Annotated in this window: 10 protein-coding genes; all 10 read right to left on the reverse strand. The window is 68.5% G+C overall.

Going from position 1 to position 23,204, the window contains the following annotated elements; all coding sequences use genetic code 11:
• Positions 1-268: 268 nt before the first annotated feature.
• Positions 269-12,667 carry a filamentous haemagglutinin family protein gene (locus tag C9412_RS05660; RefSeq protein WP_107230721.1) on the reverse strand — a complete coding sequence of 4,133 codons (12,399 nt, stop codon included), beginning with the start codon at positions 12,665-12,667 and terminating at the stop codon, positions 269-271.
• Between the two features lie 201 nt (positions 12,668-12,868).
• Positions 12,869-14,065 (reverse strand): substrate-binding domain-containing protein, encoded by a 1,197-nt coding sequence (locus C9412_RS05665; RefSeq protein ID WP_107230722.1) that lies wholly within the window; start codon positions 14,063-14,065, stop codon positions 12,869-12,871.
• Positions 14,066-14,434: 369 nt separating this feature from the next.
• On the reverse strand, positions 14,435-15,634 hold the full coding sequence (gene gspF / locus C9412_RS05670) for a type II secretion system inner membrane protein GspF (RefSeq protein ID WP_107230723.1): 1,200 nt from the start codon (positions 15,632-15,634) through the stop codon (positions 14,435-14,437).
• Between the two features lie 7 nt (positions 15,635-15,641).
• On the reverse strand, positions 15,642-17,075 hold the full coding sequence (gene gspE / locus C9412_RS05675; RefSeq protein WP_107230724.1) for a type II secretion system ATPase GspE: 1,434 nt from the start codon (positions 17,073-17,075) through the stop codon (positions 15,642-15,644).
• On the reverse strand, positions 17,072-19,453 hold the full coding sequence (gspD, locus tag C9412_RS05680; protein ID WP_107230725.1) for a type II secretion system secretin GspD: 2,382 nt from the start codon (positions 19,451-19,453) through the stop codon (positions 17,072-17,074). The genes gspE and gspD overlap by 4 nt, the downstream gene beginning before the upstream one ends.
• Positions 19,450-19,977 (reverse strand): type II secretion system protein GspM, encoded by a 528-nt coding sequence (gene gspM / locus C9412_RS05685; RefSeq protein WP_107230726.1) that lies wholly within the window; start codon positions 19,975-19,977, stop codon positions 19,450-19,452. The genes gspD and gspM overlap by 4 nt, the downstream gene beginning before the upstream one ends.
• Positions 19,974-21,137, reverse strand: a complete 1,164-nt coding sequence (gene gspL / locus C9412_RS05690; protein ID WP_107230727.1) for a type II secretion system protein GspL — start codon at positions 21,135-21,137, stop codon at positions 19,974-19,976. The genes gspM and gspL overlap by 4 nt, the downstream gene beginning before the upstream one ends.
• Entirely contained in the window at positions 21,134-21,994 is an 861-nt protein-coding gene (gspK, locus tag C9412_RS05695; protein WP_107230728.1) for a type II secretion system minor pseudopilin GspK, read from the reverse strand. The genes gspL and gspK overlap by 4 nt, the downstream gene beginning before the upstream one ends.
• Before the next feature lie 54 nt (positions 21,995-22,048).
• The gene (gene gspG / locus C9412_RS05700; RefSeq protein ID WP_107230729.1) at positions 22,049-22,486 is read right to left on the reverse strand and encodes a type II secretion system major pseudopilin GspG; all 438 of its coding nucleotides are present in this window, start codon (positions 22,484-22,486) and stop codon (positions 22,049-22,051) included.
• A 57-nt stretch (positions 22,487-22,543) separates the two neighbouring features.
• A complete protein-coding gene (locus tag C9412_RS05705; protein WP_107230730.1) occupies positions 22,544-23,128 on the reverse strand; it encodes a hypothetical protein in 585 nt (194 codons plus the stop codon).
• Positions 23,129-23,204: the final 76 nt, after the last annotated feature.

Raw genomic sequence — 23,204 nt, forward strand, 5'->3', positions numbered from 1 at the left:
GACCGTTGGTCGGCATTGAGGCTGGCCCAACCATCCACGCAGGGCGTGGTTCTACCACCCTCCTGCCGCCGGGCGCACTCCTGCACCCGGCGGCGCCGTGTCGGTGGTCCTCACCGCCGATGGCCGCTCCCTGCCCTCCGTGCCGTCCTGGCTGGGGCCGCTGCCGTTCCGTGGCGGCTGGCCCGATGCTGCGTGTTCCTGCAGGTTGGTCGCATCCACGCATGGCGTGGATCTACCGACGTCCGAAGCATCCACGCAGGGCGTGGATCTACCGGCGCTGCGTGCCTTCCTCGGGGTTCGCCTGCGGGAACTGGAAAGCGCTGTTGCTGTCGTAGCCGCTGCTGACCTGGGTGCCGCGCGCCGGTGGAGCGATGCTGCTGGTGCCGCCGCCAAAGCCCAGAATCTGCACGCTGATCACCGACGGCTGGTTGCGCCGCGCATCGTCCTGGCTCTTGCGCATCACGTCCTGTGCGGCCTGGCTGGCGCTGTTGGCCGCCGCACTGGCCGAGGCCAGCGCGTTGACGTTCACCGTGGCCAGCACCGGCAGGCCCTTGCTTTCGCCCTGTACCTGGATGTTGGCGGCGTTGAGTACCTGCAGCGCGGCAAGGTTGATGTTGCCCGACACACGGATGCCAGCCTCGCCTGCATCGATGGTGCCCAGCGGCGCGATCAAGTCGACGTCGCCCGGCGCCACTTCGGCAATGGGGTTCAAGGTTGCGATGCCTGCACCGCTGGCCGGGGCCTGCGGCGACAGGATCACGTTGCCCCAACCGTCATAGACGCGACGCGGTGGCGTGTACAACAACGTAGTCTGCGAACCACGCCCGGCATTGATGTCACCCTGCTCCGACCAGGCCAGGATGTCTCCGCCGAATGTTGTCATCACCCGCGACAGCCCCAGCAGAACGCTGTCCTGGCTGAACAGCCGGATGTCGCCCTGCCCCTGCGTCACCAGTCCGGCACTGGCCGGTGGCACCACACCCTGCACACCGACCACGATCTGCCCGCCCGGCGCCATCAGCTCGATGTTGCCACCGGCTTCGGTACGCACGCCCGAACCCCCGTACATCACGATGTCGCCGGTACGCTGGACCGATGCGCCCGTGGCAGCCTTGTCCGGCATCAGCGTGGCGATCGCTTCGCGACCGCGCAGGTAGGAACCCGAACGCGGGCCTTCGGCATCGGTGTACTCACGCCCACCTTCACGCAGTTCAGCGTAGTAGACCTGGCGCAGGAAGATGCGCTGCTGTTCCTTCGGTAGCCGGTCGAACGCCGCCAGGGCCTCTGCGCCCTCGACAACTGAACCGAAGCGCTGCTGCAGCCACTGTCTCAACTCCTTGTCATAGATCTTCACCGCCTTGCCGGGCTGCGAGGCCAACGACTGCGAGGCATCGGCGAGGTTGGCCGGATCCAGGTAGCGGGAGCGCACTGCGTCGAAATCAATGCCCTGGTTGCCCGCCGTCAAGGCAATGCTTGCGCCCGGGCGCGTATCGCCCTGCACGATGCCGCCCAGGCTGACGATGCTGCCCGCCTCTTCCTGGCGCAGCTGGCGACCGGCGCTGACCTCGACATTGCCCGGGCCGGCCACCGTCAGGTTGCTGCGGATGATGTCCCGGCCCGCCTCGATCCCGCTGATATCGGTACCGCTGGTGTTGAGCGCGGTGACATCCGCGCTGATGACATCGCGGCCGGCGCGCAGCCGTACCGCCGAACCCGCCTCAAACCAGTCAAATACGGTACGCCCGCCATTCTGGCCATTGCGCGAGAGCTGCCGCCTGCTGCCGCTGCCCAGCCCGATGATATCGCCGGCCACGGCATAGAACCGGCTGACCGCAGTCGGCGTAGCCGGCAACAACGCACCCAGCGCGGTATTGGGACCGAACGCGAAGTACGGCAGCACGGTGCCGGGGCTGGCCGCGTTCCCATCGACGGATACATTGCTGCGCACGGTTCCGGCGTTTCCGGGACCCTGCGCGATGAAGCCGGGATCGAACGGGCCAGGGATGCGGGCATCACTGCTGGAGCGCGCGATCTGTGTCGCCTGGTTGGCGGCCAGGATCGATCCTCCCGCCAACACCTCCAGCCGCCCCGACGCCGACGGCGCCAGCAGGATGACGTCCTGGGCATCGGGCACACTGCTGCTGCGCAGATTGGCGAGATTGATGTTGCCGGAGGCCGCAATGGCGGTGAATCGGGAGGGATACAACCAGTAGTTGAGATAGATGTCGCCATTGCTGGCGTTGCTCTCGACCACCTCCCTGGCCTGGTTGCTGCCGCTCGCATGCTGCGTGCCCACCAGGCCCGGCGAGAGATTGCCGCCGGCGGAGAACAGGTCCAGCGCGGTGCGCGGCGTCCATAGCGAGAACCAGCTTGTGCCAGACGCGCGGCTGCCATCATCCAGCACGATGGTGTTGAAATTGGCCACGGGAACCCGGCCTGGATCGGCGGCACTACCCAGCACCACGTCGCCGCGTGCCTGCAACTGCGCGGTTGAGTCGCCCAGCACCAGCACCGGTCCGGCCATCGCAACCGGGCTGTCCGCCATCAGCGGATCCTTCAGGCCCAGCTGCCCATAGCTGGCCTGGACCGCACTGAGGCCACCGATGCGCGCAGCGTCGATGCGGGTATTGCCACGAACATTGGTCACCACGCCATTGACGTCCAGGTCCTGCTGATCCGATGTGCTGCCACGACTGCTGGCACGCAGGCCCGGATTCAGTGCCCCCCCGCTGCGCAGGGCCATGTCACCGCCGCCGGTGACATGCAACTGGCCATCGACCACGCGCCCGGTTGATCCGACCGCGACCGAAAGCGCACCCGAATGCGGCGAGATCTCGTACCCCAGCGCGTTGCCCATGCTGTCCAGCATGCCCATATGGCGGCCTGCGTCCAGGCTCAGATTGCCGCCCCCCAACGTCCCGAACCCGGTGAAGCCCACCAGGCGGGGGGTTGCATCCAGTTCGGGCCTCACCGTGCTGTAGGTTCCGAAGTTGATCCACCAACTGGTCGGCGTCTGCACGACACCGCCGGTGGTGCCCGATCCCTGCCGCCACAACCAGTTGCCCACCGCTGCGCTTGAGTGGCCAGCCTGGTCGCGCTGGACCGTGCCCGATTCCGCGCGGAAGCTCCATGTATCGCCGATGATGTCGCGCCCCGCCTCGATGCGCAGATTGCCACCCTGGTCCGGATACCACGCCTGATAGCTGGCGAGGGCCGCGTCGTAGGCCCCGGAGACCTGGGTCGAACCGAGCAGCAAGGTGTTCTCCGGCTTCGGCGCACGCGCCGCGTTGAAGCGCGGATCGCTGCCATCACCCAGATGGGTGGGCGTACCTGCGGTGTAGACACCGAAGCCGGATTTCATGCGCACGTCCTGCGCCGCCAGCAGCGCCAGGTCTCCCTTGCCGGTACGCAACACGCTCCAGGCCGGCGCGCCCAGGCGCTTGCCGTAGGTGGTGACTTCGGTAAGCGTACCGCCGCCGTAGCAGTAGCCGGTGACTGCACATATATCTTCCTCGGACATGCCCATCTCGGCGCCAAGTTCCGATGCAGGCCTGCCGACCCAGGACTCGTCGCCCCACCACATCAGCGAACCCTCCTTGTCCACCAGGCGTGGCGCCGCGCCGCAGAACGGTCCCAGCTCGCAGATGTCACCTTCGGCGACGCCGAGCATTTCAGCGGCCTCCCGCGGCGACTTGCCGACCAGACTGTCGTCTCCCCACCAGAACAGCGAACCTTCCAGGTTGACGACACGATCGCCTTTCCATTCCGTCGTGGTGGTCACCGTACCGATGGTGCTGTAGTGGCTGTCGGCGAGCACGATGCTGCCGTCACTGCCCCAGCGCCGCGTGCGCGGATCGGCAGACGCAGTATCTGCACCGGCCACCGCGGTCAGATCCCATGACGTGGTCCCTTCGGGCAGCATCGCGGCCAACGCCCAATTGCGCCCCTGTCGACCGCTGGCGTCGGCCACCCGCAGCTTCACCGGAGCGTCGCCAGCCAGTTCAACCTTGGTCATCGAGGGGATGATGGCACCGGCATGCAGATCCAGTGCGCCGGAAAGCTTCATTGCAATGGGCAGTGCGACACCGGCCGGCCACACCTGTGCGACCACCGGCGCCGGCGTGCGCAGGCGGAAGCCGGCACCCAGCCGTGCGCCGGCCTGCAGGGTGAGCGCCTGGGCCAGCACGGTGCCTGCTGGCAGCACCTGGCCGCCATCGGTGGTCACCGCCGCCCCCAGCACACTGCCGGCGGGCAGCGTGAGCTCTGCCGACAGCGTCATGGCCGCCGGCAGCACCGTACCGGACGGCAAGGTCAGGGCCTGGAAAGGCAGCGCGTAGTTCAGTGTCGCACCAGCGCGGAATTCGGTGCCACTCTGTAGCTTGACCCCCTCGCCGGGCACGATCAGATCGCCGCCAAATGCGGTGTTCGGCGAGCCTGCGCTGCGCCCCTCCAGCAGCAACCAGCCGTCTTCATCCGGGTTGGCAGGCGGCGGCGCGAATCCGTCGTTGATGCTGCCGTAGACATTGATATCGCCCTCGGCACGCAGCACCAGCGCGGCCGACTCGCCGAATCCACGGCGTGCAGGATCGAGACGGTTCGACTGCGGTCCGTAGCGGTAGCCGGACAGATCGATATCGCCGGCCACCACCAGGTCGCCACGCGGATTGTCACTGCTGCTCCGCGCCACCAGCTGCACACCGGGGCGCAGGCGGTAGCTGCCCAGGGCGGCGGTGCGCTGCTGCAATCCGGTATTGGCCAGCGCGGCGTTCATCCACAGGCTGTTGTCCGGGTCCACCACCGTATCCAGCCATTGCTGGTTGATCACCTGCGGACGATGGCCGTGCACGTCTGGAGCGCTGGCCAGCGGCGCCGAATCGTAGCTGCGGAAGGCGTTGACCTGGAGGTCGCCGGCACCGGCAATGCGGATGCCGCTGGCCACCTCGATCGCTGCATCGTTGCTGCCCGCGCGGGGCACGTTGAGCTTGACGCTGCCGCGTGCGCGGCCGTCGTTCTGGCCCGGGCTGCTACCCACCGCCACCGACGTGCCGGCGCGCAGGTCCATCGAGGCAGCCGCGCCCAGCTGCAGGCTGCCATTGGCCGAGGTCAGTTCGATCATGGCCCGGTTCGGGCTGTCGATGATCTTGCCGTAGCTGTCCACGCGCAGGCCGCTGCCATGCGCATCCAATGTGCCATCGATACGCAGCACATCGCGGGCCGACAGGCGGATGCTGCCGACCTGTTCGCCACTGGCATCGATGCGGCCGGTGACCTGCAGGCTGCCGCCATCGACGCTGATATCGACATTGCGGGCTTTCACCTCATCGCCGATCAGCAGGTCGCCTTCACTCAACTGGAAGATCCGGCCTCCGGTGATGCCACCGGCGGTAAGCCGAGTATTCAGGCCGGAGAAGTCCTGCAACTGGCGTGCACGCAGCACCAGCTCGCCGCCGTCGTACGGCACTTCGGTGCCACCGGCGTCGTAGCGGCCGCTGGCGCCGCCCAGCAGGGTCCCGGCCAGATCGACACGGCCGCCCTGCGGGCCCAGCGCAGCGACGGTCAAGCGGCCGCCGCGGTTGTTGCGGGCGGAAAGATCGATACGCGACCCGGCGTCGGCAACGATGTCACCTTCGCGGCTCGTCAGCGCCACGTCGCCGCCCCAGCTGTACTTGTCCACGTCGAACAGGCTGACCTTACGTCCGGCCATGTCCAGCACCGCGTTGCTGCCAAGCGCCACGTCCTGGCGGGCGTTGGCTTCGAACCGGCCGGACGCCAGCGCCAGCCGGCTGTCGATGCCGATCCGTTCGGCCGTGATCGACAACTCTGCACCCAATGCATCGCTGCCCGTGGTCGCCGCAGCACCGCGCAGCTGCACCGTTCCGCCATTGCGGATGGCCAGCTGCGCACCCGCGTTGCCGGTCAGCAGCGGGGTGACGATATCCAGCGCGCCGCCACTGAACTGCCAGCCGCTGCCTGCCACGTAGTCGCCCTGGCGCTGGAACACGTCCAGGCTGCCCTTGCCGGAGAACAGCATGCGATCCGACGCTGCCAGCATAACGCCGGCGAAGCCAAGCACCTGGCGATCTGCGGCCACCGACGAGCTGGGCCGGGTGAAGGGCGCACGCCCCAGCTCCAGCACCCGCGTATTGATTTCCAGCTGTCCTTGGCCAAGCCGCCCCACCATCGCCTCGCCGGCCGGTTGGGTCTGCTCACCGCCGGCCAATGCGGTGCCGGCCAGCGTACCGTCCCAGACCAGCGTATCGGCGAAGATGCGCGCGCGGTCGGTAGCGCTGCCGTAACCGTGGATGGCCGGTGCGCCCAGCACCAGGCTGCGCAGGCTGCTGCGACCGGTTGCGCCCTCACGGGTGTCCAGGTCCACGCTGCCGAAGACGTTGATGGCATCGCGCGCGGTCAGGCTGAGCGCCTCCAGCGCCGGCGCGCCGGTGGCGGTGTTTCCGCGCAGCAACCGCTGCAGCACCTCCTGGTTCATGGTCATGCCGGCCGGCAGGCCACCAGCCGCCGTGGCCGCCGCAATGGCTTCGGCACTGCCCAGATTGAGGGCCGACATGCCCAGGCCGAGCTGGCGTGTGCCATAGCTCACCGCGTCGCCAATGTTCAAGGCGCCGTCGGTGACCACATTGATGCTGCCTGCCGACAGCAGCCGGGTCTGGCCATTGCAGTCCACCACGCATCCGCCGATGTCGATCGCCACCGGACCGGCGGCACTGCCGCCCTGCGCACTGAACGCCGTCAAGCGCTGGTTGGACACGGCAAGCAGGCCGCCCGACACCAGATAGGGCGCCGTGGGCTGCGCCACGCGCGAGGGATCGGCCGCGATCAAGGTATCGATCGAAGCGCCCTGCTCGACCAGGATTCCCTTGCCCCCGAACGCGGCCGACAGCAGCACTTCCTGCGCCGTCAGGTTGACGCCATTGCGCACCACGATGTGCTGCGCGCTGCCCTCCAGCGAATAAGTCGTCGCGTCACGTCGCAAAACCCCGCCGATCAGCATCGTTTCCGGGCGGAATGCATTGAGCGCCGAATCGAAGAGGGTGGCGCCGCTGCCGCTACCGCTGCCGGCACGACCGCCCTGGGTGGCAATCTCCAGCGTCGCCTCATTGGAAGCGAGCAGATTGACCGAAAGCGTGCCGCCCCGCCCGTCGTTGCTGCCGGCGTTGAAGCGTGACACGCCCTGGAAGATCGCGGCTGGCACGCTGGAACGTCCGGCGCCATCACCCAGCACCAGGTTGAGGTTGCCGGCATCCGTTGGCCGCCAGCGCAGCGCTTCACCACGCCGCTCGGCCACGCCCTGTACGAACGCGCTGTAGGGGGTCTCGTTGTAGCTGGCATGGCGGCGCACCACATCGGCCGGCGTCAGCACCAGATCGGTGAGCAGCGATGAAACTGCACCACCCAGGCTCTGCGCCTTGTGTCCACTGACGCGCCAGGAGCCGGTGCCGGTGGCCACGGGCTGGCGGCTGCCGACGGCGCTTTCAGCGCCGACCTCGACGCGGAATGCGCCCTTCTGCAGTGCGTAGCTGGCCGGCAGCAGCGTGTAGGTTCCCGCCGGAAGGCCGGGAACCCCGGCAGGAATGACAATCTGCTGGCCAACGCGCGGATCGGCGCTGCCGTCAGCGATCGCCTGCGGCGCCTGCGTGCCCGAGCGTCCCGGCATGATCGCGTAGACCGCATTGTCACTGCCGCTGAAGCGGTAGCGCGGGTTCGCGTCCGCCAGCGCGTGCCGCAGGATGTCCACCGAGCCGCCGCGCCCGGCCACGAATGCGGCACCGGACAGCTCGCCGCCGCCAGACACGTCCAGCACGCTGCCCGCCACGCCATTGAAAGCGTTGGCCACGATGTCGATACCGATCGGGATGTTGGTCGAGCCGGGGCCCAGCACATCGAAGTCGGCACCGTTGCGGCGCCAGCCCACACCATCGACGGTGCCGCCAAACGGCAGCTGCAGGCCCGCTCCGCTCACCGATGTCACGCTGCCTGCAAGCAGGTCGACGCGGCCGGCCGCATCGGCGTTGAACTGCCGGCCACCGAGCTGCACACGGCCCCACGGTGCCTGCACATTGCCGCCCTGCACCACCGTCGCCGCCACCAGCTCCAGGCTTCCGAACGCAGAGTCCGGTGCCGGTTGCGTGCCGCCTGCAGCGCCATGGATGCGAAGCAAGGCGTCGGGGTTCTGCCAGAACGGCTCGCCTGAAGGTCCGATGTCGGGCACGCCGGCCACGATGCGTCCCTTGGCCCGGGCCGCCGGGTACAGGCGTGCGGCGCTGATATCGATCGAGCCCGGGCTTGCCAGCGTGGAGACCAGCGAACTGCTGGCGACCGGGGCCAGCATGCGGATGTCTCCGCTGCTGCGCAGCGCGACCTGATCGAAGCCCGCCAGCCAGGTCACATCGCGCAGGTCGATCAGATCGGCGCCCACCTCCAGGCGATGCTGCCGGCCGGCGTCGAGGGGCGCCTCCAGCGGGCGCAACGTACCTTCGCCGGCCGGTTGCCACCAGCGGCCCTGCGCAAGGCGGACATACGGCGCGGCCAGTTGCAGGCGGCCACCCTCGCTGCCGCCCGGGACGAAGCCGAGGTAACGCTCGTTCAAGCCCTGGATGCGCAGGCTCTGGTCCATGCGCAGATTGACATCCCCCTGGGCACGGATGTCACCGAACAGGGCCAGATGATCGAAACCACTGGCCTCGATCTGCTCCACCGACAGTGCCGCATGGCCGTATTCAAGGCGTGCGGGCAGGTCCGCCGCCTGCGCAGCGTGCTGGGTCAGTGAGATCACCCGTGGTGCCAGCACGTCCTTGCCGTTTGCCGTCCGGCCGTAAGTGCCACCACCGAAGGCAACGCCCAGGGTGCCGCCGCGCGCGCCGTCGCCGCCGGCCGCTGCGTCCAGTTCACCCTGCAGGTACAGGGCATTTCCGGTGCGCAGCACGATGCTGCCGCCGTCGCTGTCCACGCGGGTGCGCCCGCTGCCCTCGATATCGAGCAGCGCCGAGGCACCGGACGCATCCAGCCGCGCCCCACGCTCCACCACCACGAAGGTATCGGGCGGCAGGTGGCGTACGTTGTCCTGGTCTTCCCAGTCCAGCGCGCCCCCGATCTCGATCGTTCCGCCCTTGCGCACCTGCCCGCGCAACGTCCCGCGCGCGTCGGCCAGCGAAACGGTATCGCCACTCACGTCCAGCAGTGCGCCATTGGCGATCGTCCACTGGCGCTCGCGACGAGCATCGCCACGTACACCGGATGGGTCAAATGCCTCGTCCAGGCGGATGCGACCGCCGGCCGCCTTCAGATGACCGGCCACGCTCAGGTTGCCGGCGCTGAACAGTTCGATCGACTGGCCCGGGTCGACCTCGATCCTGGCCCCCTTGCCAACGCGCAGGTCGGCCGTGGACAGCAGATGCCCCGCGCGTAGTGTCAGGCTCGCGCCGCCGCGCTGCGACACGCGACCGCTGCTCGGATCGGCCTCGTACAACGATGGCATCCAGGCCTGCATGCCCTGCTCGCGGGTCAGAGCCTGCAGTGCGCCCTCGGCCAGGCGCAGCGCAGGTCGCTCCACCTGCAGCTGGGTGCCCTCTTCAACCGTCAACCCGTTGTGACCGGCGATGTCATAGCCGGCGAAGCCGCTGTTGAACAGCGCTGCCTGCAATCGCAGCGAGGCTGCCGATGCATCCCTGCCAGACGCGCCGATGGACACCGCACCGCCGGTTGCCAACGTGAAGTTGCCGCTGCCATTACCAAGTGCGCTGAAGCGCGCGCCCTCGCCCAAGCGCAGCCGGCCGCTGCCGTCGGTGGCGACCTCGGTGCTGGCCGCGTGCAGACTGACGCTGCCGCCCTTGCCGACGCGCCCCTTGCCGTTGGCATCGATCGCACCGCCGGCATCGACCAGAATCGTCGCTCCCTCGCCCATGCCGATGTCGTGGCTGCTGTTGAAGCGCACCTGTCCACCGTCGATCCACGCCTGTGCGGGACCGCCCTCCGACGCTGCAAGCGCGTTGCTCCAGCCACCGCCAAGATCGATCCGCGCGCCCGCCGCAACGTCCACCGCGCCGCGCCCGGACCTGAGCAGCGCCGTGGGCCCGCCAAGCGCCGCAAGCAGGTTGCCGGCGTCCACCTGCCCGCCGGCAATCTGCACCGTGCCACCGAAGCTGACGCGGCTTGCGGTGAGTCCCAGCCGGCCGCCCTCCTGCAACCTGAGCGTGCCATCCAGGTCGATACGGCCCGCCGCAGCGAGGTCCACCTGCCCCCAGCGCTGGGCGCTCAGCACCTCGCTGTCCAGCCACACCGTATTGCGCTGTGCTTCGGCGATCGGCGCCTGCAGCGTCCACGGCCGGGGGTCGGCCTGGATCTCTCCGATGCGGACATTCGAATCGAACACCGCACTGCGACCGGTGTTGTCGAAGCGCCCCAGCCACAGCTGGGCGTTGCGGGCCGCGGCCGTCTGCGCCTGCGCGTACCCGTCCTGCCCCGGGTCGGGGCGGCGGGTCTGCTGCAGGCCCTGGAAGGCCACCGTATCCACCTGGCCCTGCAGCACCGCTGTCGGCGCCGAGATCAGCAGGCGGCCGGCGTCGCGCCCCACGGTGTACCCATTGTCGAAGCGTTGACCGGGGGCGACCAGCGGGTTGCGGAAGGACTCGGTGACGCCCCAGCGCTCCTGCTTCAGTTCGTAGCCCTGGTAAAGCCCGTCGTACAGCATCTCCGCCGGTGCATCGTCAAGGCGGTACAACTGGCCATCGCGCCCACGCAGCCAGCTCTGCTGCACCACGCCGGACTGCACATCCAGGCTGCCACCGGCCAGATTGATGCGCGAACCGGCGTGGCTGACCACTTCCTTGCCTGCCAGCTGGACGGTGCCACCCTGCGCCGCCCATTCGCTGATCGAATGCCCCTGATTGTCCAGGTAGCCCCCCACTTCCAGCAGGCCGCCACCGGCATACCAGCGCGTGCCTTCATAGCCACCGGTACCGGCGGCGACTTCGGTCAACTGGCGGCGGTCGATCCACACCTCGCTGCTGATCAGCTTGCCGCTGTCACGGTTGTCTGGCGAATCGCGCAGCTCGTTGCCCTGCACCTTCACCTTGACGTTGTTGCTTTCCATCGCCACCTGCACGCCCACCGCACCGGAGACATCCACGCGCGCGCCATCATCCAGATAGCTGCGGCGGCTGGCGTCGGCGATCACCTGGCCGCCGGTGGCCACTGCCAGCGAGCCGGCCTGGAAGTTCACATCGCCGCCGGAGACGACTTCGATGCGGGATTGCTCGCGGCGGTCCTGCAGCCGCGAGAGATTGTCGAAGGAGCCACTGTTGCTGGCACCGCGAAGCTTGTCCTGCTCGGCCGACTCCTTGATGAGGGCATCGCGCTGGCTGTCCAGCGCCATGCTCTTGCCATCGTCTTCCAGCAGCACGGCCGTGGTCGAACCGGAAGCCAGGGTCACGCGGCCCGCAGCATCGGACGCCGAATTCAGCAGGTGCACGGTGCCGCGCTGATTCAGCGTGGTGGTCGCAACCACAACACCGGCCTGTTCGACCGTGCGACCGGCCAGCGTGATGTCGCCCTCGCGGGCCTGGATCAGACCGCTGTTGCGAACGCTGCCGGCTGTGCTGTCGGCGACGAAGCGCGGCGCGATCTCATTGCCACGGGTGGTCGATGCAGTGTTCTGCGCCGTGCCCGCGCCACGGCGGATCACGAAACTGTCGCCGGCGGCAAGCTGGGTCTGACCTTTGCGCGTCTCGATCTGGCCCGCGTTCTCCACGCTGTGGCCGGCCAGCAGCACGTAGCCACCGCCCCGCGTTGCCGTGGTCGGTTCGTGGGTGGTGATGCGTGCACCGCGTTCGACCATGACCTTGCCCACGGCGTCGGTCAGCGCCGAGGTGTTCGCGTCGGCACTGTACAGACCCTGCTCACGGAACTGCGCGTCGCTGATGCGCGCCGCCGCCGCCACCAGGTTGCGGACATTGACCTGGCTGTTGTTGCCGAACACCACGCCATTGCGGTTGGCAACGAATACGGTGCCATTGGCCTTCAGCTGGCCAAGAATCTGGCTGGGCCGTGCGGCGGGATCGTTGACCCGGTTCAGCACGGCCCAGTCGGCGTTCTGCAGGAAATTCAGCGTGGTGTTGCCACCAATGTTGAAGGTTTCCCAGTTCAGGATCGCCTGGTCGGCGGTCTGCTCGATGTTGACCAGCACCCGCCCGTCGGCTGCCTGCGACTGGATCGCCTCGCGGGCGTTGATCCAGCCACGCGTCAACGGATTCTCGTCGACCTTCAGGCCATCCTTGCCCAGGCCATCGGCCACTACGAAGCCCGCCTCGCGGCGCGTCTGCCGTGCCTGCTCCTGCAGGCGCTGCTGCAGAGCGATGGCCTGCGCGGCCGTGCCGAGGTTGTCGATGGACTGCTGCAGCTTCTGCCGCGCCGCATCCTGCTGCTGCGCGGGCAGCTGGAACTGGATCGGCACGCCATTGGGCATGCGCCCGCTCTGTGCCGCCGCGCCCTGCGCCGCACCGCGTTCGGCGAACCAGCCGGGGCTGAACGCCTGCTGGGCCTGGCTGGCCGGGGCCACCACGCTGCCCAGGGCCACGGCAACGGCCCAGGCCATCGGGTGGCTGCGCCACAGGGCAGCAGGGAAGCGGGCGGTGGGCGAATGCGGGTGCGACATCGGGGACCTCGTCAACCTGATGGGCCGCGTCGGCGGCGGCGTATACGGATGGGCCTGCGCCAGGCACGCCCTGCACCTCATAGACGGTGGTGGCGGCGTGAAGGCGACACGCCCATCACTGTCATGCAGCGGACATACGCAGAAGGCGCCGGCATTGCTGCCGGCGCCTTGTGTCTCCTGCAACTACAGACGCAATTGCAGTTACAGCGGACGACCGATGCCCGAGCAGGTGCTCGGATTGTTCACCGCACCGGCATTGCTGGCGGTGGCGAAGCGGGTACGGACGGCATCACGCCAGGCCTTGGTCAGCGGAATGAACTTGTGCGCGCGGATCGCGTCGTCATTCGGGCCCTTCTCGACGCCGTTGGCGTCGACGACGCTGCCGTAGTGGCGAGCCAGGAAGGCACGCACGTTGGCGCCCACAGTGCCGTTCTTGTAGCACTGGCCGAACACGAAGTTGGTGTAACCGGCGATCGGATAGCCCGCGTTCGGGTTGCCGAACACCGGCACCCAGTTCGCCGGATTCTCGGCAGCGGCACCGGTCGGCGGCGCAGCGGTTTCCAGCGTGGCCTGCACGCTCACTTCATCCGGCGAGAAGCCCTTGACCTTGGCGATCTTGGTGGCATCGGTCAGGCTCGGGATCACGTCCGGACCGACGTAGCCGACGCGGCCGTCAACGGCATAGACGGCGTTGTACAGCGAGGTGCCACCGGTGGCCGGTGCGGCGATGAAGTTCGACGGCACGGTGGTGAACAGGTTGGCGAAGGTCGACTGCACCGAGAATGCCGGCACGCCGTTGGTCAGCTTCAGGTTGGTGCCCGACACGTCAGCCGGCTGGCAGGCGCTGGTCAGGAAGCGGCTCAGCAGTTCGCTGGTGCCGCTGCTTTCGCCGCGGTAGACAACCTGGATGGCGCCGGTACGGCCCAGGCCCGCCAGCTGACTCCAGTTGTTGATCTTGCCGGAGAAGATGCCGCAGATCTGGGTGACCGACAGATCAACCGCCGAACCGGCCTTGTTGAACGGAATGGTGACCGAGGTGGCGACCGACGGGATCTGCACCAGTGCGCCATAGCGGTTGGCATCGCCGGACACGTTGTAGGTGCTGTTGTAGGTGCTCAGCTCGGTGCCGCTCAGCACCGAGTCGCTGCCGGCGAAATGCACGGTGCCGGTGGCCTGGAACAGGCTCGAGTTGTTTTCCAGGAAGGCCTTCTTGCCGGTGCCCGAACCGGTCACGGCGTAGCTGAAGTTGGCCGGCAGGATGCTGTCGGCCTGGCCCTTGTACAGGTCGGCCGGCAGCGAAGCGCCGCCGCCGGTGACGGCGGTCTGGGCCGAGGCGGCACCGGCGGTGGCCAGCAGCGCGGTGGCAACCAGCGCGGCCAGGGTCTTGTACTTGTTCATGATCTTCTCCTGAAGGGTTTACTGCGAAGGTGAAACACCAAGGGAGGAACGGTCATTACACGCCTGCTGCCGCCGAGGGCCTCCCAGCCCGCTCTGCGGCGACGTGGCTATGCTGGTCCGTACCGATGACAGGCCGCTTAAGAAACCTGTGGAAGATCGGAAAAAGGTGTGGAGCTTTGTGTGGAGAATCGAAAGCGTGGCGACACGCCTACCGCTACTGGGCAGTGTCAACGGCGTAGAGTCGACTGTGTAGAGTCGACTGTGTAGAGTCGACTATTAGTCGACTAACGCGCGACGCGCGGGGTGTTCTTGGCATCTGCGAAGAGCAGTCGACTGACAGTCGACTCCACCGGTGATGCGCTCTGCGCATCATTGCACCAGCTGGTTCATCTCCATGATCGGCATCAGCACCGCCAGCACGATGGTCAGCACCACGCCGCCCATCACCAGAATCATGGTCGGCTCCAGCAATGCGGTCAGTGCCATCGCACGGCGTTCGATCTCGCGCGAGATGGTCTGTGCGGCGCGATCCAGCAGTGGTGCAAGCGCGCCGGTCTTCTCGCCGCTGGCCACCAGATGCACCAGGATCGGCGGATACACTTTCTGCACCTTCAACGCCGAGCCCAATGCCGCGCCTTCGCGCACCCGCGCGGACACATCATCGGCGCAGCGCGTCAGCAATGCATTGCCAAGCGTCTGTCGTGCCGCCTCCAGCGCACGCAGCAGCGGCACACCGGCATCGAGCAGGATCGCCAGCGTCGAGGCAAAGCGCGCACTGTTCACGCCCAGCACGAAGCGCCCGACCATCGGCACCCTCAGCAGCAGCGCATCCCAGCGCAGGCGCAGCTCGGGCCGGCGCAGCGCCAGCCGCCACGCCACCACCAACGCAGCAAGGCCCAGCCCCACCCACACGCCCCAGCTGCGTACGAATGCACTGGCCGCCAGCATCACCTGGGTCAGCATCGGCAGCGTCTGCCGCGCCTGCACGAACGCGGTCACTACCTGTGGAACCACGTAGCTGAGCAGGAAGATCACGATCGCCACCGACACCAGGCTGATCGCCGCCGGGTAGATGAAGGCGGTCAGCACCTTGGCCTGCAGCGCGTTGCGCTCCTCGATGTAGTCGGCCAGGCGCTCCATCACCCGTGCGAGGTCGCCGGAGTCTTCCCCTGCACCCACCAGTGCCCGATAGATCGGCGGGAAGTCGCGTGGGCGCGCCGCCAGTGCCACAGTCAGACGCTGACCTGCACGCACGTCGGCGCGCACTGCGGTGAGCGCCTGGGAAACATGCGGGCGTTCGGCCTGTTCGATCACCGCGCTCAACGCCGCCTCAAGGGGCAGGCTCGCCGCCAGCAGACTGGCCAGCTGGCGCGTGGCCCAGGCCAGCTCGCTGGCCGACAAGCGGCGGGCACCCCAGCCAGCACCGGCACCGCGTGCCGCACTCACCTGTACCGGCGTCAGTCCACGCCCACGCAGCAGCTGGCGGGCGCCGCGCGGGCTGTCGGCATCCAGTTGCCCTTTCTCGATGCGGCCCTGTGCGTTGGCCGCCTGATAGTCGAACAGTGCCATGGCCGCCTCAGCCGTCGCCGGTGACGCGCAGGATTTCTTCCAGCGTGGTCACCCCACTGTCGACCCAGCGCTGGCCATCCTCGCGCAGATTGCGCATGCCGGCACGCCGCGCCGCCTCGCGCAGCGCGGGCTCGCCCTGCCCTTCATGGATCAACGCACGTACACGCTCATCCACCACGAACAGTTCGTGGATGCCAGTGCGGCCGCGATAGCCACTGTTGGCACATGCAGGGCAGCCCACTGCGCGCCACACCGTGCGGCCCTCGTCGTCCACCTCGGCACGCCGGCATTGCATGCACAGCCGCCGCACCAGCCGCTGTGCCAGCACGCCGCGCAATGAGGAGGCCAGCAGGAACGGCTCCACTCCCATGTCGGCCAGACGGGTTACCGCCGAGATCGCATCGTTGGTATGCAGCGACGCGAGCACGCCATGGCCGGTCAGCGACGACTGCACCGCAATCTGCGCGGTTTCCAGGTCACGTATCTCGCCGATCATGATGGTGTCCGGGTCCTGGCGCAGGATCGCGCGCAGCGCGGTGCCGAAGCTCATGCCGATACGCGCATTGACCTGGATCTGGCCGATACCGGCGAAGTCGTACTCCACCGGGTCTTCCACGGTGAGGATGTTGCTGGTGCTGCTGTCGAGCTGGCCCAGCGCGGCGTACAGCGAGGTGGTCTTGCCGCTGCCGGTCGGCCCGGTCACCAGCACGATGCCGTGCGGTTGCCGGATCAACCCGGTGAATGTGGCCAGCGTATCGTCGGCCATGCCCAGGCGCTGCAACTGCAGGCGGCCTGCGTCCTTCTCCAGCAGGCGCAGCACGGCGCGCTCGCCGTGCCCGGTCGGCACGGTGGAGACACGGATGTCCAGCGGGCGGCCGCCGACCCGGATCGCGATGCGCCCGTCCTGCGGCAAGCGCTTCTCGGCAATGTCCAGGTGGGCCATGATCTTGATGCGCGACACCAGCGCTGCATGCAAGGCGCGACGCGGCTGCACCATGTCGCGCAGCGTGCCGTCGACACGGTAACGCACCACCGAATGGGTCTCGAACGGTTCGATATGCAGGTCGCTGGCGCCGTCGCGGGCGGCCTGGGCCAGCAGCGCGTTGATCATGCGGATCACCGGCGCATCGTCCTGCGCATCCAGCAGATCGGTCACCTCCGGCATGTCCTGCATCAACCGGTCCAGATCCACTTCACTTTCGGCGGCACCGACCACCGCTGCGGCATCGCCGCCGTCACGATACTGTTCGCCCAACCGCTGCTGCCATGTGGCCGCGTCCAGCGCCTGGAACGGCAGCGGTCCATGGCGGCGGCGCAGCTCGGCCACCGCCCACGCGGCGGTGTCGGCCGTGCCCAGCAACACGGCCTCGCCCCCCGCTTCGGCCAGCATCACGCCATGGCTGCGCACCCAGGCATACGGCAATGGCGCGGGCACGCTCACGGCCCGATCACCAGTTCCGGGGTGTAGCCCAGCCCGCGCAACTGCTGCAGCGCCGGGTCCAGCTTCGCCGGATCACGCGGCAGGCGCACCCGCAGGCGCTGGCCCGTTTCACCCGGGATGGCCTCGGCATAGGCCTGCAATCCCAGCGCCCGCACCTGCGCCACGCCTTGGCTCGCGCGTGCCGGCTCCAGCCCCTGCGCAAACTGCACCAATTGCGCATCGCCGTCGCCGGCCGGATACAGCGCGGCCAGGCTGGTGTTCTGCAGCGGCTGGCCCTGGCCATCGCGCGCGTTGCCCTGGCCGAGCACGGACAGATCCTGCGGCGGCAACTGCGGCGCCGGCAATGCCGGCAACGCCCAGCTCTGTACCGGCTGCGCACCCGCCTGTGCGTTGCGCATGTAGTCGTAGCGGTCGCGGGTCAAGCGCTGCCCGGCGGCCGGGTCGCGCACCACGTGCGGGCGCAGGAACACCATCAGATTGGTCTTGGCACGCTTGCGGGTGTCACTGCGGAACAGCGCCCCCAACACCGGGATCTTCCCCAGGCCCGGCACCGCATCGCGGCCATGGCTGACGCTGTCTTCCAGCAGGCCACCGAGCACCATGATCTGGCCATCGTCCAGCAGCACGCTGGTATCCAGGGCGCGCTTGTTGGTGATGATGCCGGCCGTACTGTTCGCGCTCTGCGCATCGATGCTGCTGACTTCCTGGTAGATGTCCAGCTTCACCGTGCCGCCTTCGGAGATCTGCGGGCGCACGCGCAGCTTCAGGCCCACGTCCTCGCGCACGATGGTCTGGAACGGGTTGTTGCTGCCGCCGCCCCCATCGGTCACGTAACGGCCACTGACGAACGGCACGGTCTGCCCCACCATGATGCTGGCCGCCTCGTTGTCCAGCGTCATCAGGTTGGGCGTGGAGAGGATGTTGGCACCGCCCTTGCTCTGCAGCGCATTGGCCAACGCCTTCATGTTGAGGATCTGGCCGACCCCGGGCAGGTTGATGGTGCCGTCGATCACGCCGATCTTCAGGCCATCCTTGGGCAGCACGTCCAGGGTGGTGCGCGCGGCGGTGTTCAGGCCGCTGCCACCGGTGGCGCCGCCGAAGTGGGTGCCGCCGAAGGTACGCCCATTGCCCAGCATCCACTGCACGCCCAGTTCGGCCGCATCGGTCTGGTTGACCTCCACGATCAGGCTTTCCACCAGCACCTGCGCGCGACGCTGGTCGAGCTGGTCGATCACCCGGCGCAGATTGCGGTACACCGGTTCCGGCGCCGAGATCAGCAGCGTGTTGGTGGCCACATCGGCCTGCACCGAGATGCCGTTCTGGCTGAAGCCGGTACTGCCGGCATCGATCGGATCACGCCGGCTGGGGTCCAGCCGCTGTGATTCCAGCGCATTTCCCCCGGTCTTTGCCTGCTGTGGCTGCGTCGGCTGTACCGGCTGGGTGCGGCCGGCGTCGCCGGGCAGCGGCGTGACGCCTTCGGTGCTGCCCATCGCCGGCGCATCACTCTGCCCGGCCACCACCCCACGCAGCACGCCGGCCAGCTGGTTGGCCTGGGCATTGCGCAGATAGACCACGTGCAGGTTGCCCGACTCGTCCTGCGCGCGATCCAGCTTCTCCACCAGCTGCCGGGCCAGGCGGGTGCGGCCAGGACTGCTGGAACGCAGCAGCACGCTGTTGCTGCGCGGGTCGGCCATCACCACCACTTTCTGGCTGGTTTCGGCCCCCTGCGCGTCCAGCAGCGGAGCGACCATCGCCGCCACATCCACCGCGATGCCCTGCTGCAGCTTGACCACGTCGGTGTCCATGCCGGCCGGGGTATCGACGCTGGCGATCACCCGCGCGATGCGCTCAAGGTTGTCCGCATAGTCGGTGATCACCAGCGTGTTGTTGCCCGGGTTGGCGGTGATCGGATTGTCCGGGCTGATCATCGGCCGCAGCACCGCCACCAGCGCGCCAGCGTTCTCGTAGCGCAGCGCGAAGGTGCGTGTGACGATCTCACCGCCCGCGCCGCCGCTACCCACGCGTCCGCCGAGCAGCTTGGCATCGGCCTGCGGCACCACCCGGCTGACGCCGCCGTTCTCGACCACGGCAAAACCACGCATGCGCAGCGCCCCCAGCAGCAGCTGGTAGGCCTGGGTACGGCTGACCGGGCCGTCTGAAACCACGGTCATCTTGCCGGTCACGCGTGGATCGACCAGGAACTGGCGGCCGGTGAAACGGGCCGCCATGCGCAGCACGCCGCCAATATCGGTATCGACCAGGTTCAACTGCACCGGCTCATCGTGGGCGTCCTGCGCCCATGCCGGCGCCGGCGCGTGGGCCATGCCCACGATCAGCGCCAAGGTGGTGGTCCAGGCAAGGCTGCGCATCGCCCTCATGGATGGCCACCGGTAGCGAGCGCCACCACGATGTTTCCGGAAATCCGTGCCGCCGGCATGTTCGCATCCCCTGTGCGTGTCAGTTGCAGCTGCTGAAGCTCGATGGCCGGGTCGGCCAGCAGCGGCAGCAGCCAGTTCCACAACGCGTCGGCGGGCACGGCCTGCACCTGCAGGTGCCAGCGCCCTTCGCGCGCTTCGATGTGCAGGCCGTCGGCAAGACCGGCCGCCTTGATGCCATTGCGCAGCCCCGCCAGCGTCGGGCGCTGGCCCTGTGCCTGCTGCTGGCGCTCGCGGGCGCGCAGCAACGGGGCCAATGCACGGGCCTGTGCCTGCAAGCGCGGCAGCTCGGCCTGCCAGTGGCTGCGCTGCTTCAGCAGCGGCTCCAGCCAGAACGACCAGAGCCCTGCGGCCAGCAGCGCCACCACCATCAGCCCCAGCATCAGGCGCTCGCGCGGCGGCAGACGCTGCCAGCGCTGCGACAGGCCGGCCAGCGAATCACCGAAGCGCGCAGCACGGGTGGTCACTGCCCGCCTCCGCTCACGCGCAGGCGTCCACTGCTCTCACGCGCCAGCTGCAGGCCCTGCGCCTGCGTCGCCTGTTGCCACTGCTCCAGCCGCTGCGCGTCGTCGGCCACGGCCTGCGCATCGGCATCCAGTTCCAGTTCCAGCTGCCCGGGTTGGTAGTGCAGGCCACGCACCCGCCCGGCCAGCTCCGGGATCGCCTGCAAGGTGCTGGCCACCTGACGCTGCACCGGCGGCAAGGGCGCTGCCGGCAGCGGCACCGCCAAGGCCCGCCGCGCCTGCAGCACCGGGTCCACCACCTCGGTGATCTCCGGGAAATTCGCACTGAGCTGCCGCGCCATATCCTGCTGCAGCGCCTCGCCTTCGCTGCGCCAACGCGACACCTGCAACTGCAGGCCAAGCGCTGCCAGCAGCATCGCCGCCAGCGCCAACCCGATCGCCAGCCGCGGCGCCTGCCGAGCGTTGCCGGGCAGAGGCAGAGACCAGCTGGGCAACGGTCCGCACGCCTGCTGTGGCTGCCCGACCGCAGTTGCCGGCAGCGTCGACGGCCATGCCGACGGCACGCTGCCGATCCATTGCACTGCGTGTGCACCGGTCTGCTGAAGGCGCGCGGCCAGCGCCTGCATCACCGCCGCCGCGTCACGTCCGCCACACCACTGCACGAAACCGCGCTCGCGCCCGCTGCGCACCAGCAGGTGTTCACCACAAGCCTGCAACGTGGCCTGACCCGGCGTCCATGGCAGCAGCAACGGCGTGGGATACAGCGCCCGCAGCTGCAATCCGCTGGCGGCCAGCACCTGCTGGGCCTGCGCGATCGCCTGCTGGCCAAGCCAGGCCACCGGCACCGTGCCATCGACGGCCTGGCTGCCATGCGCCAGCGCCACCTCCTGCAGGTCATCGAGCAGCATCGCTTCCACTTCGCCGTGCAGCGCCGATTGCAGCCGGCGCCCGGTCAGCGGCGGCAGCGCCAGCTCCAGCAGGATCAGGTCGTGCGGATCGAGGCAGGCCAGCACCTCACCCTGCGGGTGCCGCTGGCCCAGCGCCACCAGGGCGTCACACCCGTGCGCCAGCACCTCGCCCTTGCGCATCAGCGCCCACGCCACCGGACTGTCGGCACGCAGCTGTTCCAGCACCGGCAGGCGTACCCGTAGCTGCGCGTTCATGCACCGATCCTCGTCCACACCCGCTGCACGCGCACCCCGTCATCCCGGTACTCGCGCCAGATCAGCGCGCGGAACTCGACCGCACTGCCGTCGGCCTGCACCTGGCCGACCGCAAGAAACCATTCACTATGGATACCCAGGGGAAGCATCGCCATCTGTTCGTCGCTCAGTTGCAGTCGGTTGGCGATGTCGCCACGGTTGAGCAGCCAATGGCCACCATCGCGGTCGCCCAGCAGGGCCTGCAGGCGCCCGCGCTCGACGCCGGGCGCAACGGCCTGCAGCACGCTGATGTCGCTGGTGTTGGCGTTGATCAGCGTTTGCGCCGGCAGTACCACGGTGCGCCGCGACAGCGCCTGCACAGCCACCGGGTCGGAACCGGCCAGCGCCTGTTCGATCAGCGACTCGCGTGGCAACGGCGCCTGGGCCTGGATATCACCATCACGCAGGCGCGCCTGGATGTAGTCGGCGGCGCTGCCGCACGCTCCCTGCCCCAGCCCCTGGCTGCTGCACAGCGCCACGAACGCACGGCGCGCGTCGGCATCGGCCTGCCCGTGCGCGAGCAGATTGCGCAGGTTGAACAGCGACTGCGCGTCGACCAGCTGCAGCTGCACCGGCAGCGGCGCCTGCAACTGCAACGGGCGCGCCCACCGGCCACTGCGGACCGTGGTCAGCTGCTCGCGCACGTCCTCACGCAGCTGCTGCGCGGCGCGCTCCAATGTGGCATCCACCGCCATGCGCACCTGCGCGCGCAGCTGGTCGCCACGCAGCGCGCGCAGCTGGGCGGCCTGGCGGGTCAGCAGCGCGGTGGCGATCACCGCCACCAGCGCCACCACCAGCATCGCCACGATCACCGCCATGCCGCGCTGATGGGCAAACCGAACCGAACGCTTCCGGGGTGACATCGACCCGCCTCACAGCTGCCAGGAACCGATGTCCGCGTTTCCGGCGTCGCCGCCGGGCTTGCTGTCCGCGCCCAGCGAAAAGACGTCGATATCGCCGTGGCTGCCGGGAACCTGGTACTGGTACGGATGCCCCCAGGGGTCATTCGGCAGCCGGTCAAGGTACGGCGTGGCGGGCACCGCGCCACTGCCCTGCGGCGGCTTCACCAGCGCCTGCAGGCCCTGTTCCGCACTGGGGTAGCGCCCATTGTCCAGCTTGTACAGTTTCAGCGCCTGCATCAGGGCGGCGATGTCCTGACGCGCTGCCACCATGCGCGCCTGATCGGGGCGATCCATCAGGCGCGGCACGATCAACGCGGCCAGAATGCCGATGATCACCACCACCACCATGATCTCGATCAGGCTGAAACCCTGCTGCCGCGCCCTGCGACCACCCAACTGCCTTGCCATTGTTCCGCCCTCGTCATCCTGGAAGAGACCGCTGCACCATCGTCAGCGGTGCATGTGTCAGTACGATAAACATCCGCCGGAAATTCGCTGCGCAGATGCCTGCGCTGGCGTGCCATGTGCACGCTGGGGGCACACCGCCTCCAGCAGATGCGGTGGAACGGCGGCCAGCGCGCTGTCGATGCAGTCGCGCAGCAGTGGCTGTGTGCAGGCGTGCAGCAGGCGCACACACTGCATCGGCGACCAGGCCGTGCCGTGGTCGAGGCCGATGAACTGCCGGTAAGCCTGGTGGTAGCGCAGGTCGTCGTACACGCGCTGCGCGCTGTCCAGGCCCTGAAGCACCACCAGCAGTGCAGCCCGCTGCAGCGCGCGCGGGTTGCCTGCGTCAAGTGGCAGAGCGCTCATGGCCGTGTCGGGCCAGGGGTGCAGCTGCAGGTCGAGGGCACTGCGCAGTGCCATCAGCGGGTGCGAACTGCTGTCCAGTGTGGCCCAGCGTGCAGCATCGGCCCAGGCGTCACTGGACAGCACCCAGACCCACGGGTGGCCGTAACGCTGCACATTCAGGGGCGTGTGCCGCGCCTGCTCCAGTGACTGGCTCAGGTGGCGATCCAGTTCCAGCATGCTGATCCTGCGACTGTCTGCCATCGGCGTCGCCTGTGCTCCGCGACGCGTGATGCGCCGTACTCTGGAGAAGACGTCAGCAAGGCAGGTGAAGCGACAG

Origin of the sequence: Stenotrophomonas sp. Nf1 (assembly GCF_003028475.1) — a bacterium.
Taxonomy (GTDB): Bacteria; Pseudomonadota; Gammaproteobacteria; order Xanthomonadales; family Xanthomonadaceae; genus Stenotrophomonas.